Genomic DNA, 12,594 nt, shown 5'->3' with positions numbered 1-12,594 from the left:
GACGAGAAGAAGCCGTGACCCTGCCCGGGGGAAGTAGCAGGGTCACGGCTCTCCGGCCGTCTTCCACGGCCGGAGTCATGGGGCCGGTCACTTGGCGGCCGGGTCTCCCGGCGGGAGACGCGTCACTCCGGACGCGGGTCCCAGCGGAAGCGCCGCACCGCCACCACCGCACCGGCCGCGCCCCACAGGAACAGCACCGCGAGGTCCTGCCAGGGCAGGCCGGCGTGCTCGGTGGTGAACGCGCCGAGGAGGGCGTCGTTGAACGGCTGCACCGGCAGTGCCGCGGCGATGCCGTTCAGCAGACCGGAGTGGATCGGCATATAGGTGCCCGAGACGAACACCAGCGGGAACAGCACGAACTGCACGACCGACGGCGCGGCCTCCGCGTTGCGGATCAGTGAGGCCACCGCCACCCCGAGGGCACAGAACGCGGCGGCGCCGAGCACCAGCGTGACGGTCAGCACGGGCAGTTGCGAGAGGGCGGGCAGCGAGACACCGTAGAGCCGGCCGACGATCGTGATGAGCAGAACGTCGACGAAGCTCACCACGAGGCAGTGCGCCAGCAGACCCACGAAGTACACGGACGCGGGCAGCGGCGTCGCCCGCACCCGTTTCAGGATCCCGGTCTGCCGCCGGGACGCGAGCACGATCGCCAACTGGCTGTAGCAGGAACCCAGTACGGACAGCGCGGCGATCGTCGACACATAGTACTGAAGTGCGGAGTTCCCGTAGTAGAACTCGTTCTCGTCCATGCCGCCGAACAGCCCGCCGAAGATCGCGATGATGACGACGGGGAAGACGAACGTGAAGAACGCGCTCTGCGGATTGCGCCAGAACGTCAGCTGCTCGTAGCGGATCTGGTGCCACAGCAGGCCGGGACCGCGGTGGCCAGGCCTCCCCGCGGCGCGGGGAACAAGGGTGGTCACAAGAGGCTCCCTTCCGGGGTGCGTTCGGGCGCCTCCTGGTCCGGGGCGGCGGTCAGACGCAGATACACGTCCTCCAGGGTCGGCCGGTCGACCGTCAGCTGGTCCAGCACCGTGCCGCGCCGCAGCGCCCAGTCGGTGAGCCGGTTCAGCGCGCCGGTGGGCTCCACGGACTCGACACGGACCAGCCCGTCGTCCTCCGGTACGGCCTCCAGCGGAAGGTCGGCCACCGTGCTGCCGGGCGGCAGGGCGAAGCGGATCCTGGCCCGGGCGGTGTCACGTCCGCCGAGGGTCGTGGGGGTCCCCTCGGCGACGATCCGCCCCGCGGAGATCACCGCGACCCGGTCGGCCAGCTGCTGCGCCTCCTCCATGTAGTGCGTGGTGAGCATGATGGTGGTGCCCGCGTCACGCAGATCGCGCACGAGCTGCCAGGCGCCGCGGCGCGCGTTCGGGTCGAATCCGGTCGTCGGCTCGTCGAGGAACAGCAGACCCGGGTTCCCGATCATGCCCAGCGCCAGGTCCAGGCGCCGCTTCTGCCCGCCGGAGAGCTGGCGGACCTTCTTTCCCTCCTGGCCGGCGAGGCCGACCAGGCCGATCACCTCGTCGACGTCGCGCGGCCCGGGGTAGTAGCCCGCGTTGCGGGCGACGGTCTCACGGACCGTGAGATACGGCTCGACCGCGATGTCCTGGAGCACCAGCCCGATCCGTTCGCGCAGGCCGCGTGCCGTGGACCGGTCGCCCGGGTCGAGGCCGAGTACCTCGGCCCGTCCCCCGTCCCGGTCGCGGAACCCCTCGAGGATCTCCATGGTGGTGGTCTTGCCGGCGCCGTTGCGGCCGAGCAGAGCGAAGATCTCGCCGTGCTCGACGGTGAAGCTCACGTCGTCCACGGCCCGGACCGCGCCGTAACTCTTGCGCAGGTTCTCGACCACGACCGCGCTAGACATGACGGCCTCCCTCCGCGGGGTACCGGGCCGGCCGGGTCAGGCGGGGACGCATGTGACCTCCAGCGTCAGATCGAGATGTCGTCCGGCCATCCCGCGTGACGCGGTCACACCGAACTCGGTGCGGTCGACCCGGGTGGTGGCACGCACGGTGAAGGAGTCCGCGCGCACCTCGGAGCGCACGATCGACAGCCGGGCGGGCCGCGACACACCGCAGGCGGTGAGCGTGCCGCTGACGGAGGTGGTGTCCACCTGCCCGGCGACGAACGTGAACAGCGGGTGCTGGTCGGTGTCCAGGTACTTCGCCGACCGGATGTCGTTGTCCCGGTGGTCGTTGCCCGTGTGGAAGCTCGCCGCGTCGACCTCCACCCGCAGCCGCGAATCGGCCAGCGGCTCGGCCACGTCGACCGTGCCGCCCCGGATCGCGAACGTGCCGCGCACGGGCAGCAGGCCGAAGAGGTGTCTGGTCCGGAACGTGAGGGAGGATGTGGCCGTGTCGATCGTGTAGCGACCGAGCCGGGGAGTCGTCGTGGTGGGGTTGTCTGTCGCGTCCATGCCTCCATTGCACGACGGCGGGACGGTCGTGCGGCAGGGCGGGCCGTCGGGTCCGGCAGCGACGAACGGCTGGTCGTCGCGCGCGGCATACGACTTTCGTAGGGTCTTCCCCGTGCGGAGGCAGGGTGTGCGTCCCGGCACGGTGGTGCGGCGGCCGGCGTGCCCTACCGTAAGGGTCATGACCGAGGGACCGTGGCACCGTCGTCACCGGGTGGCCGTGGACGTGGCCATCGCGGTGGCCTTCGTGCTGCTCGACACCGGTGCCACGCTGCTCGGCTCGAGCTGGTGGCCCGAGCGGCCGGGCACCCTCGCCTGGACCCTCCTGGGCGTGCAGGCGCTCGCCTGCGCCTCGCTGGCCTTCCGGCGCGTCGCCCCGCTCACCGTGGTCGGCGTGCTCGGCGCGTTCACGCTGGCGGTGACGTTGCTGGTCTCACCGGCCGGCGCGCTGACGCCCGTCAGCGACACCAACACCTGGGCCCCCTACTCGACCATCATGGCGGCGTACGGCCCGTTCTTCTACCGGGAGGACCGCCGCACGGCGTTCCTCGTGCTCGCCGCCCTCACCCTCGCCATCATGCGGCCGTGGGAGCCGTCGGTCACCGTCATGACCGTCGGGCTGCTGCGCACCGCGGTCGGGCCGCTGCTGGCGCTGTACTTCGACGCCCGCCGCCGTATGGTCTTCGCCCTGGTCGAACGCGCCGAACGCGCCGAGCGGGAACGCCATCTGCTCGCCGAGCAGGCCCGCGCCGAGGAACGCGCCCGGCTCGCCGGGGAGATGCACGACGTGGTCACCCACCGGGTCAGCCTCATGGTGCTCCAGGCGGGGGCGCTGCGGGTGACGGCCCGGGACGAGGCGACCCGGCAGGCGGCGGAGGAACTGCGCGCCGCCGGCTGCCAGGCCCTGGACGAACTGCGGGACCTGGTGGGCATCCTGCGCACCGCGCCCGAGGGCGATCGCACCCCGTCGGTGGACGGCTTCGCCGACCTGGTGGCCGAGTCGACCGCCGTGGGCACGCCGGCCGAGCTGATCGAGGACGGTGACCCGGCGCTCGCCTCACCGGTGGTGGGGCGCACCGCCTACCGCGTCCTGCGCGAGGCGCTGACCAACGTACGCAAACACGCGCCCGGCGCCCGGGTGACCGTGCGGGCCCAGTACGCCGAGGCCCAGGTGCGGCTGACGGTCCACAACACCGTCCCGGCCGGCCGGCCGAGCGGTGACCTGGCGGCCACCGGATCCGGTCTGGGCATCGCCCATCTGCGACAGCGCATCGAACTCGTGCACGGCACCCTGCGGGCCGGCCCCAGCCCCGACGGCGGGTTCAGCGTCGAGGCGACGCTGCCCGCGTACGTCCCGACCGCGGAATCGGCGGTGTGACCATGGCCCGGATCGTGGTGGTGGACGACGAGCCCATGGTGTGCGTGTTCCTGCGCACGATCCTCGACTCCGCCGAGGACCTGGAGGTCGTCGACGCCGCCCACGACGGCGCGGCGGGCATCGAGGCGGTCCGGCGCAGCCGCCCCGACGTCGTGCTGATGGATCTGCGCATGCCCGGCATGGACGGGCTGACCGCGATCGAACGCATCAACGAGCTGGCGCAGCCGCCGAACATCGTGGTGCTGACGACCTTCGACGCCGACCAGTACGTGCTGCGCGCCCTGCGGGCCGGTGCGACCGGGTTCCTGGTGAAGTCGACCCCGCCGGAGGAACTGATCGGACTGGTCCGCACGGCCGCCCGGGGCCACACCGTCCTGTCCCCTGCCGCCGCACGCCGGCTCATCGCCGCCTCCACCGACAGCCTCCGGGCCCGCGACCGCGCCCGCGAGCTGGTCGAGTCCCTGACCGAGCGGGAGACACAGGTGCTGGCCGGTGTCGGCGAGGGCCTGTCGAACGCGCAGATCGCGGCCCGGCTGTTCCTCTCCGAGGCCACGGTCAAGGGCTATGTGTCACGCATGCTGGACAAACTGGGCTGCGTCAACCGCACCCAGGCCGGACTCCTCGCCCACGACGCGGGCATCCTCGACCCGTAGGGGTGCCCGGCGGATCACTCCGGGCGCGTGGGGTCCGGCACCCTCATCCCCGGCGCCGTCGTCGGTCGCCGCCGCCCCGCGCCGCCACACGGCTGCACGCACCGGGCCTCTCCGGGCCCCGTCGGGCTCTCCGGATCCCGCCGGACCTCTCCGGACCTCTCCGGGCCTCTCCGGATCCCGCCGGGCCCCGCCGGACTCCACCCGGCCTAGCCGGACGGATACCGTCGATCGCATCCGGCCTGAGCCGCCGGACCTCCTCTGGGCGCCACCGTCGCCTTCCCGGCCGCGGTGCGGCGCCCTGTACGCTCCTCCGGCCTCCGCCCGGGGGCCCGAGCGCGGACCCGGGTCACCCAGCCCGCCCACCGGGCCCGCGTCACCGGCCCCCGGCCGTCAGGCGCGCCACGGGGCCGTGCGGCGGTCCCTCACCAGTTGCTCCAGTACGGGCACCGTCTCGGCCGGAGTGGGTCGGGAGGTCGCCTCCCCGCGCAGCCGGTCGGCGTGGTGCCGGAACGCGGGGTCGGACAGGATCCGCGAGACGCGTTCGTACACCGCCTCCGGCGTGGCCCGGTCGTGCGGCAGCAGCAGCCCCGCGCCCTGCTCCTCCAGACCGGCACCCCGGTAGAGTTGGTCGGCCACCGGTGTGGTGACGGTGAGCTGCGGCACCCCGTACACGAGCGCGTTGGCGTACGAGCCGAAGCCGCCGTGGTGGATGAGCAGGGAACAACTCGGCAGGAGGGCGTGCAACGGCACCGACTCCACCACCCGGACGTTGTCCGGCATCGGCCCGAGCTCGGCGACCTGCCGCGGCAGCAGCGCGGCGACCACCTCGGCGTCGAGTTCCGCCAGCACCTCGAGGATGTCCCCCTTGGGGACGTAGTCACCGCCGTAGCGCTCCGTGTTGGAGGCGCCGAGACTCATGCAGATCCGGGTGCGCCCGGGCGGCGTCCGCAGCCAGTCCGGTACGACCGCGGGACCGTTGTACGGCACGAACCGCACCGGTGTGCGCCGCGCCTCCGTGTCGATGGCGAGGCTGTCGGGCAGCGGATCGAGGGTGAGCTGCCCGGTGGCGAACTCCTCCGTGTACGCGCCGCCGAGTTCGGCGGCGCGGCCGCCCAGCCACTCGGCGAGCGGGTCCCGGCGCAGGTCGGCGGGCACCTCCTCGGAAAGTTTGCGGAACAGCTGACGCTTCATGACCCACACGTCGGCGAAGCACAGGGAACGGGCGTGCGCGGCGCCGACGGCACCCGCGACGAGGGGACCGGCGTAGGTGAGCGGGTCCCAGACCACGAGGTCGGGCCGCCAGAAGCGGGCGAACTCGATCATCTCGTCGATCATCGGCTCGTTGTACATGGCGCTGCCGTACGCCGCGAGCTGGATCCGCTCCAGCTCGGACGCGTAGGTCAGCTTCGCCGGATCGAGTTCGTTCCAGCCGGCCGCCTCCCACTCCTCCTGCGACTGGCGGTTGGCGGTCATCGCCTCGCTGATCCCGTCGTTCCGGCCGGTCGCCACGGCGGTCATCCCGGTGCGGGCGATGACGTCGACGAGCTCCACACAGCTCGCGACCCGCACCTCGTGACCGGCGGCACGCATCGCCCAGGCCAGCGGCGTCATGCAGAACAGATGGGACTTCTCGGGGATGGTCGCGAACAGCACACGCACGGTGGACTCCTGAGAGGCGGGTGATCCGGAGCGCCTCCAGGTTCTTCCGGTCCCCGCCCGCGGGACGGAGACGGCCGCAGGATCGGGGGAAACACCCAGAGTTCGGTGCCGGGTGCGGGCCTTCGCTGGGCGCGCCCTCGGCTCACGTGAATAGTGGCGGCACGGTGTGGGGCGCCCGGAAGGGCCGCCCTCCGCTCGGCCAGCCGACCCAGGAGAGTCGCCGATGGACCCAGAAGGACGCGCGGTCCGGCCGCCCGCCGTCGTGCTCGGCGCGGGCGGTTTCGTCGGCCGTGCCGTGTGCGCCGCGCTGCGCGAGGCCGGCCGGCCGGTCGTCGCCGTGGTGCGCCGGCCGCCGGACCGCGCCCTGCCGCAGGGCTGCCGGACCCTGACCCTCGACATCGTGCGCACGGACCCCGCCACCCTCGCCGCCGAACTCGCCTCCCTGCGGCCCGGCGTGGTGGTGAACGCGGCCGGGGCCCTGTGGAGCGTCACCCGCGACGACGACCTCACCGCCGGCAACATCACCCTCGTCGAACGGCTCGTCGCCGCCGTGGCCGCGACCGAGGGACCGGTACGTCTGGTGCACATCGGTTCCGCCTACGAGTACGGCTCCCACCCCGGGCGGACCCGGCTGGCCGAGTCACTGCCCGGCCGCCCGGCGGGCCGGTACGCGCGGACCAAGCTCGCCGGCACCCGCGTCGTCACCGACGCCGTCGCCGAGGGCAGGATCGACGCCGTGGTGCTGCGGATCGCCGTCTCCGTCGGACCGTTCGCCTCCCCGCACAGCCTCCTGGGCGGCATCGCCCACCGGATCGCCGAACGCCCGGACGTCGTGCGGCTTCCGGTGATCGGCGGGGTACGGGACGTCGTCGACGTCAGGGACGTCGCCGCCGCCGTCCTGAGCGCCGTACGCGCCCATACGGTCCCGCCCCTGGTCAACGTCGGATCGGGGGTCGGTGTCCGTCTCACCGAAGCGGTGGACACGCTCCTGCGCATCACCGGAACGGACCCCGCCACCGCCACGATCGTGCCCGGCCCCGAGCCCGCGCTGCGCCGGGACGCCGGGATCGGCGAACAGCCCCTCGACATCGGCCTGGCCCGCCGGGAACTCGGATGGGTTCCGGTCCGCACCCTCGCCGACGCGCTCCAGGCCCTGTGGGACAGCGTCCGGCACACGACCACGGCATCACCCTCGACCATCGCAGCGGACGGAGAGAGCATTCATGGCTGACACGGACGTGCAGTCCATCATCGAACTGACGCGGAAACTCCACAGGGACGAGGAGGCGTCCGCGCAGGACTTCGTGCCCGGCGTCACCCCGATCCTGCCCTCGGGCGCCGTCCTCGACGAGGACGACCGCGCCGCGCTGGTGGAGCAGGCCCTGCGACTGCGTATCGCCTCCGGCGCCGCCGCGCTGCGCTTCGAGCGGCTGTTCGCCAAGACGATCGGTGTCCGCAAGGCGCACCTGACCAACTCGGGATCGTCCGCCAACCTCCTGGCGCTCGCCTCGCTCACCGTGCCGGAACTGGGGGAGCGCCGGCTGCGCCCCGGCGACGAGGTCATCACCGTCGCCGCCGGCTTCCCGACCACCGTCAACCCGATCATCCAGTGCGGTCTCGTGCCGGTCTTCGTCGACGTCGATCTCGGCACGTACAACACGACCGTCGAGCGGATCGAAGCGGCGATCGGTCCGCGCACCAAGGCCATCATGATGGCCCACACCCTCGGCAACCCCTTCCAGGCGGCCGAGGTCGCCGAACTGGCGAGGGACCGGGACCTGTTCCTGGTCGAGGACAACTGCGACGCCGTCCTGTCCACCTACCGGGGGCGCAGGACCGGCACGTTCGGCGACTACTCGACCGTGAGCTTCTACCCCGCCCACCACATCACCATGGGTGAGGGCGGCTGCGTCCTGTCCAACACCCTGGAACTGGCGCGGATCACCGAGTCGATGCGGGACTGGGGGCGCGACTGCTGGTGCGAGCCGGGCGAGGACAACAAGTGCCTCAAGCGCTTCGACTACCAGATGGGCGACCTGCCGCACGGCTACGACCACAAGTACATCTTCTCGCACGTCGGTTACAACCTGAAGGCGACGGACATCCAGGCGGCACTCGGCCTCAGCCAGCTCGCCAGGCTCCCCGACTTCGTCGCCGCCCGCAAGCGCAACTGGCGGCGGCTGCGGGACGGGCTCGACGGGGTGCCCGGCCTGCTGCTGCCCGAGCCCACACCCGGCAGCGACCCGAGCTGGTTCGGTTTCGTCGTCACCCTCACCGAGGACGCCCCCTTCCGCCGTCCCGAACTGGTCGACTTCCTCACCGCGCGGCGCATCGGCACCCGGCTGCTGTTCGCCGGCAACCTGCTCCGGCACCCCGCCTACCGGGACGTGGAGCACCGGGTCGCCGGCGACCTGACCAACAGCGACATCATCACCGAGCGGTCGTTCTGGATCGGCGTCTATCCGGGCATCACCACCGAGATGACCGACTACATGATCGCGTCCGTCCGGGAGTTCGTGGACAGGCACCGCTGACCGGTCCGGCGGCCGGCCCGGTCAGCGCCGGGCCGGCCGGGCCAGCTGGGCCAGCCGGTCCACCAGCCGCACCGGGGTGGGCCGGCGCAGGTTGTCCTCGCGCAGCCGCCAGGCGGCCCGGTGGTGCCCGGGCCCGTCCAGCAGTTCCTCGGCCGCCGCACGGATCGCCGCCCCGGTGGCGAGGTGCCCCGGCAGATGCCGCCCGGCGCCCGTCCCGCTCAACCGCTCGGCCACCCGGGCCTGTTCGGAGGCGAAGGTGACGGCCAGCTGGGGCACCCCCGCGGCGAGCGCGGTCATCGTGCTGCCCGATCCCCCGTGGTGCACGACCAGGTCGCTGTGCGCGAGGAGCGCGAGCAGTGGGCAGCGCTCCAGGACCCGCACCCGCTCCGGCACCCTGCCGAGCGAGGCCACGTCGTCCGCGGTCCCGGTGAGCACCACCTCGGCGTCCAGACCGGCCAGCGCCGAGACGATCCGCGGCAGCACACGGGACGCGGGCCCCGACATCGTGGTGAGCGCCGTCGACCAGGTCACCGCGATCCGCGGGCGGCGTCCCGGTACGTCGACCCAGTCCGGGGCGACGCCGCCCCCGTTGTAGGGGACGAAACGCACCGGCAGCCGGGCGGCCCTGACCGGCGGCTCCAGCGCGCCGGGGCAGGGATCGATGACGTACTCGACCGAGTCGGCCCCGAACGGGCCGTGCCCGTACCGCTCGAAGGAGCCGCTCAGGTCCTCGGCCAGGATGTCCGGGCCGTCGGCCTCGTGCGTGCCGACCGGCCCCCACAGGGACAGCACGGACGGCACCCCGAGCTCGCGGGCGGCAAGCGGCCCCTCCGTGCTCACCGGGTCGTGGACGACGAGATCCGGACGCCAGCGACGGGCGAAGCGCACCGCCCGGTCGTGGCCCCGCGCGGCGCGGCGTGCGTACTCCCGCCCGACCGTGCGCCGGTACTCCGCGAGGTCGAAGTCGCCGAGCGAGGACATCACCGCGCCGGTCAGCGGGTGCAGCGGCGGCCACGGGTACGGCCACTGGCCGCGCAACGCCTCCCGGACGTACGACATCCGGTTGTGCACCGCCACGTCCATGCCGTCCAGGACCGCCACCGGCCGCAGGCCCGCCCGGACCACCGGGTCCGTCTGCGAGGGCGCGCACAGCACCCGCACCTCGTGTCCGCCCGCCCCCAGCGCCCAGCCGAGCGGCACCATCGAGGCGTAGTGCGTCGGCCAGGAGGACACGGAGAACAACACGCGCACGGGACACCCCTGTCGATGGCTTGTCGTCGATGACGCCGCCACGGTGCGGTCCGGGCACGGGCGACGCCGCGATCCTGCCCCATCGCGGCGACGACCGGAGGGGACGGGACGGCACCCGGAACGCCAGTCTGGGGAAAGTCGCAGATTCCCGGCGGCCCGGGGCCGCGGCCCGCAGCCGATGTGAGACACATGGGGTTCGCCGATGCCGGTCCGCCGCGGCCGGCCCCTGGACTTCCCGGTGGGGGACACCATGCAGCCGATGCCACGCAGCTCACGCACACCCTGCGGCTCCACGACGACCCGCGCGTCCGGAACGCCCCGGGGCGGCCGCCGTGGCTGACGACGAACCGGTCGGGATCGGCGTCCTGGGCGCCGCCGACATCGCCTGGCGCCGCACCCTCCCGGCGCTGCTGCGCTGCCCCACGGCGCGCCTGGTCGCCGTGGCCAGCCGTACGCCCGGCAAGGCGCGCGCCTTCGCGGAACACTTCGGCTGCGAGGCCGAGACCGGCTACGAACGGCTGCTGGAACGCCAGGACGTACGGGCGGTGTACATCCCGCTGCCCAACGCCCTGCACGAACGGTGGGCGGACGCCGCCCTGCGGGCCGGCAAGCACGTCCTGGTGGAGAAGTCGCTCACGATCAGCACCGCCGCGGCCACCGGCCTGGCCCGCACGGCCCGGGAGCGGGGCCTGGTCCTCATGGAGAACTTCGCGTTCCTCCACCACCCCCAGCACACGCGGGTCCGCGAACTCGTCGCCGCCGGCGCCATCGGCACACCCAGGGTGTTCAGTGCCTCCTTCGGCATCCCGCGGGCCGATCCCGGACTCATCCGCTACAGCCGTGAACTGGCCGGCGGGGCCCTGCGGGAGACCGGATGCTACCCCGTCCGCGCCGCCCAGCTCTTCCTCGGCGAGGACGTCCAGGTCCTCGGCGCCCACCTGCGGTACGAGCCGGACGGCGGCGTGGACACGGCGGGCTCGGTGCTCCTCGCCGACGGCGCGGGCGTCACCGCCCAGTGCGACTTCGGCCTGGACCATGGCTACCGCAACACCTATGCGCTGTGGGGCAGCGAGGGCCGTATCGAGGTGGACTGGGCCTTCACCCCGCCGCCCGAGGCCCGGCCGCTGCTGCGGCTGTACCGAGCGGAGCGGCGCGAGGAGCTGGTGCTGCCGGCCGCCGACCAGTTCCTCGATCTGGTGACCGCCTTCGCCGGAGCCTGCGCCGATCCGGCGGCCCACGAGGCGCACGCCCGCGCCGCCGTCCGCCAGGCCACGATGCTGGAGGCGGTCGTGGCCCTGGCCGGCGGTTCCGGCGACGAGGAGGGCCGCCGGGCCGGAGCGAGGAGTGCCCGTGTCCCCGCTTAGCCCCCCGGCCCCGGACCCGGCCGGCTTCACGACCGTTGGCGCGACGCCCACCGCCACCGCCACCGCCGCCGTCGACGGCGAGCGGACCGCACGACACGTGCTGTGGCTGGGCTTCCCCTCCTACGGGCACATCAGGGCGACCCTCGGCATGGTCGAGGAACTGGTGCGGCGCGGGCACCGGGTCACCTATGTGGTCGCCGACCGGCTCGCCGGTCACCTCGCGGACACCGGCGCCCGCGTGGTGCCGTACACCTCGGTGTTCCCGGAGTCGGTCTCCGGCACCGAGACCGCGACGACCATGCTGCTGGCCTTCCTCAGGGAGAGCTTCGCACCCCTCGAGGCCGCCCTGGCCGCCGCGGCCGCCGACCCGCCCCACGTGGTCGTGCACGACGCGCTCGCCTCGGACACGGCCGCGGCGCTGAGCCGGCGGCACGGCGTGCCGACCGTGCGGACGTACGCCGGTTTCGGCACCAGCGCACAGGTACCGCTGAACGGCACCGAGGCGGATCCCGCGCATGCGCCGGCCGATCCGGACGACCCCCGGCTGCGCGACCTGGCCGGGCAGCTGACCGCCCGCGTCGAGGCGGCCGGGGTGGCGGAGCTGTTCGCCGACGGGCTGGCGAGCGGTGACGGCGCGGCGGTCAACATCTCCTTCGTCGTCCGGGACTTCCAGATCCAGGGGGAGACCTTCGGCGACGAGTACCTCTTCGCGGGGCCCTGCCCGCGTGCGGCGGACTTCACCGGGCCGTGGTCGCCCCCGCCGGGCGGGTCACCGCTGCTGCTGGTCTCGCTCGGCACATCGGCCAACCGCCGTCCGGGCTTCTTCCGCGCGTGCGCGGAGACCTTCGCCGGCACTCCGTGGCATGTGGTGATGACGCTCGGCGGCGGCGTCGATCCGTCGGACCTCGGCCCGTTGCCGCCCAACGTCGAGGCCCACTCCTGGCTCCCCCATCTGGCGGTGCTCGAACACGCCACCGCGTTCGTCTGCCAGGGCGGCACCGGAAGCCTGATGGAGGCCTTCCACCAGGGCGTTCCGGTCGTGGTCGTGCCCCAGCAACAGGATCAGCACGCCATCGCCCAGCGGGTCGTCGACCTCGGCGTGGGCCGGTCGATCCACCCCGGCGCTCTCGACTCCACACTCCTGCTCACCGTGGTCGACGCCCTCGCCGCCGACCACGAAGTGCGGCGCCGGGTGGCGGAGTTGAGTCACAGTGTGCGGACCGCCCCGGGCGCTGCCGCGGTGGCGGACCGGCTGGAGGCGGTCATGGCGGCCGGGGTGGGGCCGTGACCGGGTAGCCGCCGGTGCGCCCCGGGAACCCTCCGCCGGGGCGCACCGGAA

The 12,594-nt window shown here is 73.3% G+C and carries 11 protein-coding genes; 6 read left to right on the top strand and 5 right to left on the bottom strand.

The features are described 5' to 3' along the window. Positions 1–122: 122 nt before the first annotated feature. The 3 genes from ACIF9R_RS24045 to ACIF9R_RS24035 are packed head-to-tail and all read right to left on the bottom strand — an operon-like array spanning position 123 to position 2,419. Positions 123–926 carry an ABC transporter permease gene (locus ACIF9R_RS24045; protein ID WP_399983611.1) on the bottom strand — a complete coding sequence of 268 codons (804 nt, stop codon included), beginning with the start codon at positions 924–926 and terminating at the stop codon, positions 123–125. Continuing rightward, on the bottom strand, positions 923–1,867 hold the full coding sequence (locus ACIF9R_RS24040; protein WP_399983608.1) for an ABC transporter ATP-binding protein: 945 nt from the start codon (positions 1,865–1,867) through the stop codon (positions 923–925). Before ACIF9R_RS24040 ends, ACIF9R_RS24045 begins: the two co-directional genes overlap by 4 nt. Positions 1,868–1,903: 36 nt before the next feature. Then, on the bottom strand, positions 1,904–2,419 hold the full coding sequence (locus ACIF9R_RS24035) for a YceI family protein (RefSeq protein WP_399983605.1): 516 nt from the start codon (positions 2,417–2,419) through the stop codon (positions 1,904–1,906). Between the two features lie 178 nt (positions 2,420–2,597). On the opposite strand from ACIF9R_RS24035, the gene ACIF9R_RS24030 reads away from it, so the two are divergent. Then, a complete protein-coding gene (locus ACIF9R_RS24030) occupies positions 2,598–3,794 on the top strand; it encodes a sensor histidine kinase (RefSeq protein ID WP_399983602.1) in 1,197 nt (398 codons plus the stop codon). A 2-nt stretch (positions 3,795–3,796) separates the two neighbouring features. After that, positions 3,797–4,447 (top strand): response regulator, encoded by a 651-nt coding sequence (locus ACIF9R_RS24025; protein ID WP_399983600.1) that lies wholly within the window; start codon positions 3,797–3,799, stop codon positions 4,445–4,447. Positions 4,448–4,837: 390 nt separating this feature from the next. Here the strand turns inward: ACIF9R_RS24025 and ACIF9R_RS24020 are convergent, their stop codons facing one another. Further along, entirely contained in the window at positions 4,838–6,106 is a 1,269-nt protein-coding gene (locus tag ACIF9R_RS24020; protein WP_399983598.1) for an activator-dependent family glycosyltransferase, read from the bottom strand. A gap of 223 nt (positions 6,107–6,329) precedes the next feature. Here ACIF9R_RS24020 and ACIF9R_RS24015 point away from each other — a divergent pair, with 223 nt between their 5' ends. Further along, on the top strand, positions 6,330–7,337 hold the full coding sequence (locus ACIF9R_RS24015; protein ID WP_399983596.1) for an NAD-dependent epimerase/dehydratase family protein: 1,008 nt from the start codon (positions 6,330–6,332) through the stop codon (positions 7,335–7,337). Further along, positions 7,330–8,640, top strand: coding sequence for a lipopolysaccharide biosynthesis protein RfbH (gene rfbH / locus ACIF9R_RS24010; protein WP_399983594.1), 1,311 nt, complete (start codon positions 7,330–7,332; stop codon positions 8,638–8,640). The genes ACIF9R_RS24015 and rfbH overlap by 8 nt, the downstream gene beginning before the upstream one ends. A gap of 21 nt (positions 8,641–8,661) precedes the next feature. On the opposite strand, the gene ACIF9R_RS24005 is transcribed toward rfbH, so the two are convergent. Then, positions 8,662–9,885: a nucleotide disphospho-sugar-binding domain-containing protein gene (locus ACIF9R_RS24005; protein ID WP_399983592.1), complete on the bottom strand. Its 1,224-nt coding sequence runs from the start codon at positions 9,883–9,885 to the stop codon at positions 8,662–8,664. 338 nt (positions 9,886–10,223) lie between these two features. On the opposite strand from ACIF9R_RS24005, the gene ACIF9R_RS24000 reads away from it, so the two are divergent. Then, on the top strand, positions 10,224–11,255 hold the full coding sequence (locus tag ACIF9R_RS24000) for a Gfo/Idh/MocA family protein (protein WP_399983590.1): 1,032 nt from the start codon (positions 10,224–10,226) through the stop codon (positions 11,253–11,255). After that, positions 11,242–12,543 (top strand): macrolide family glycosyltransferase, encoded by a 1,302-nt coding sequence (locus tag ACIF9R_RS23995; RefSeq protein ID WP_399983587.1) that lies wholly within the window; start codon positions 11,242–11,244, stop codon positions 12,541–12,543. Before ACIF9R_RS24000 ends, ACIF9R_RS23995 begins: the two co-directional genes overlap by 14 nt. Positions 12,544–12,594: the final 51 nt, after the last annotated feature.

The sequence above is a fragment of the Streptomyces sp. NPDC086080 genome (assembly GCF_044540255.1).
GTDB lineage: Bacteria > Actinomycetota > Actinomycetes > Streptomycetales > Streptomycetaceae > Streptomyces.
Note: the sequence above shows the minus strand (reverse complement) of the source record. Positions and strands in the feature narration are given on the sequence as shown.

Coding starts and splice junctions, on each gene's coding strand:
- ACIF9R_RS24040 (WP_399983608.1), bottom strand. CDS start 1,867: ATGTCTAGCGCGGTCGTGGTCGAGAACCTGCGCAAGAGTTACGGCGCG.
- ACIF9R_RS24035 (WP_399983605.1), bottom strand. CDS start 2,419: ATGGACGCGACAGACAACCCCACCACGACGACTCCCCGGCTCGGTCGC.
- rfbH (WP_399983594.1), top strand. CDS start 7,330: ATGGCTGACACGGACGTGCAGTCCATCATCGAACTGACGCGGAAACTC.
- ACIF9R_RS24015 (WP_399983596.1), top strand. CDS start 6,330: ATGGACCCAGAAGGACGCGCGGTCCGGCCGCCCGCCGTCGTGCTCGGC.
- ACIF9R_RS24030 (WP_399983602.1), top strand. CDS start 2,598: ATGACCGAGGGACCGTGGCACCGTCGTCACCGGGTGGCCGTGGACGTG.
- ACIF9R_RS24025 (WP_399983600.1), top strand. CDS start 3,797: ATGGCCCGGATCGTGGTGGTGGACGACGAGCCCATGGTGTGCGTGTTC.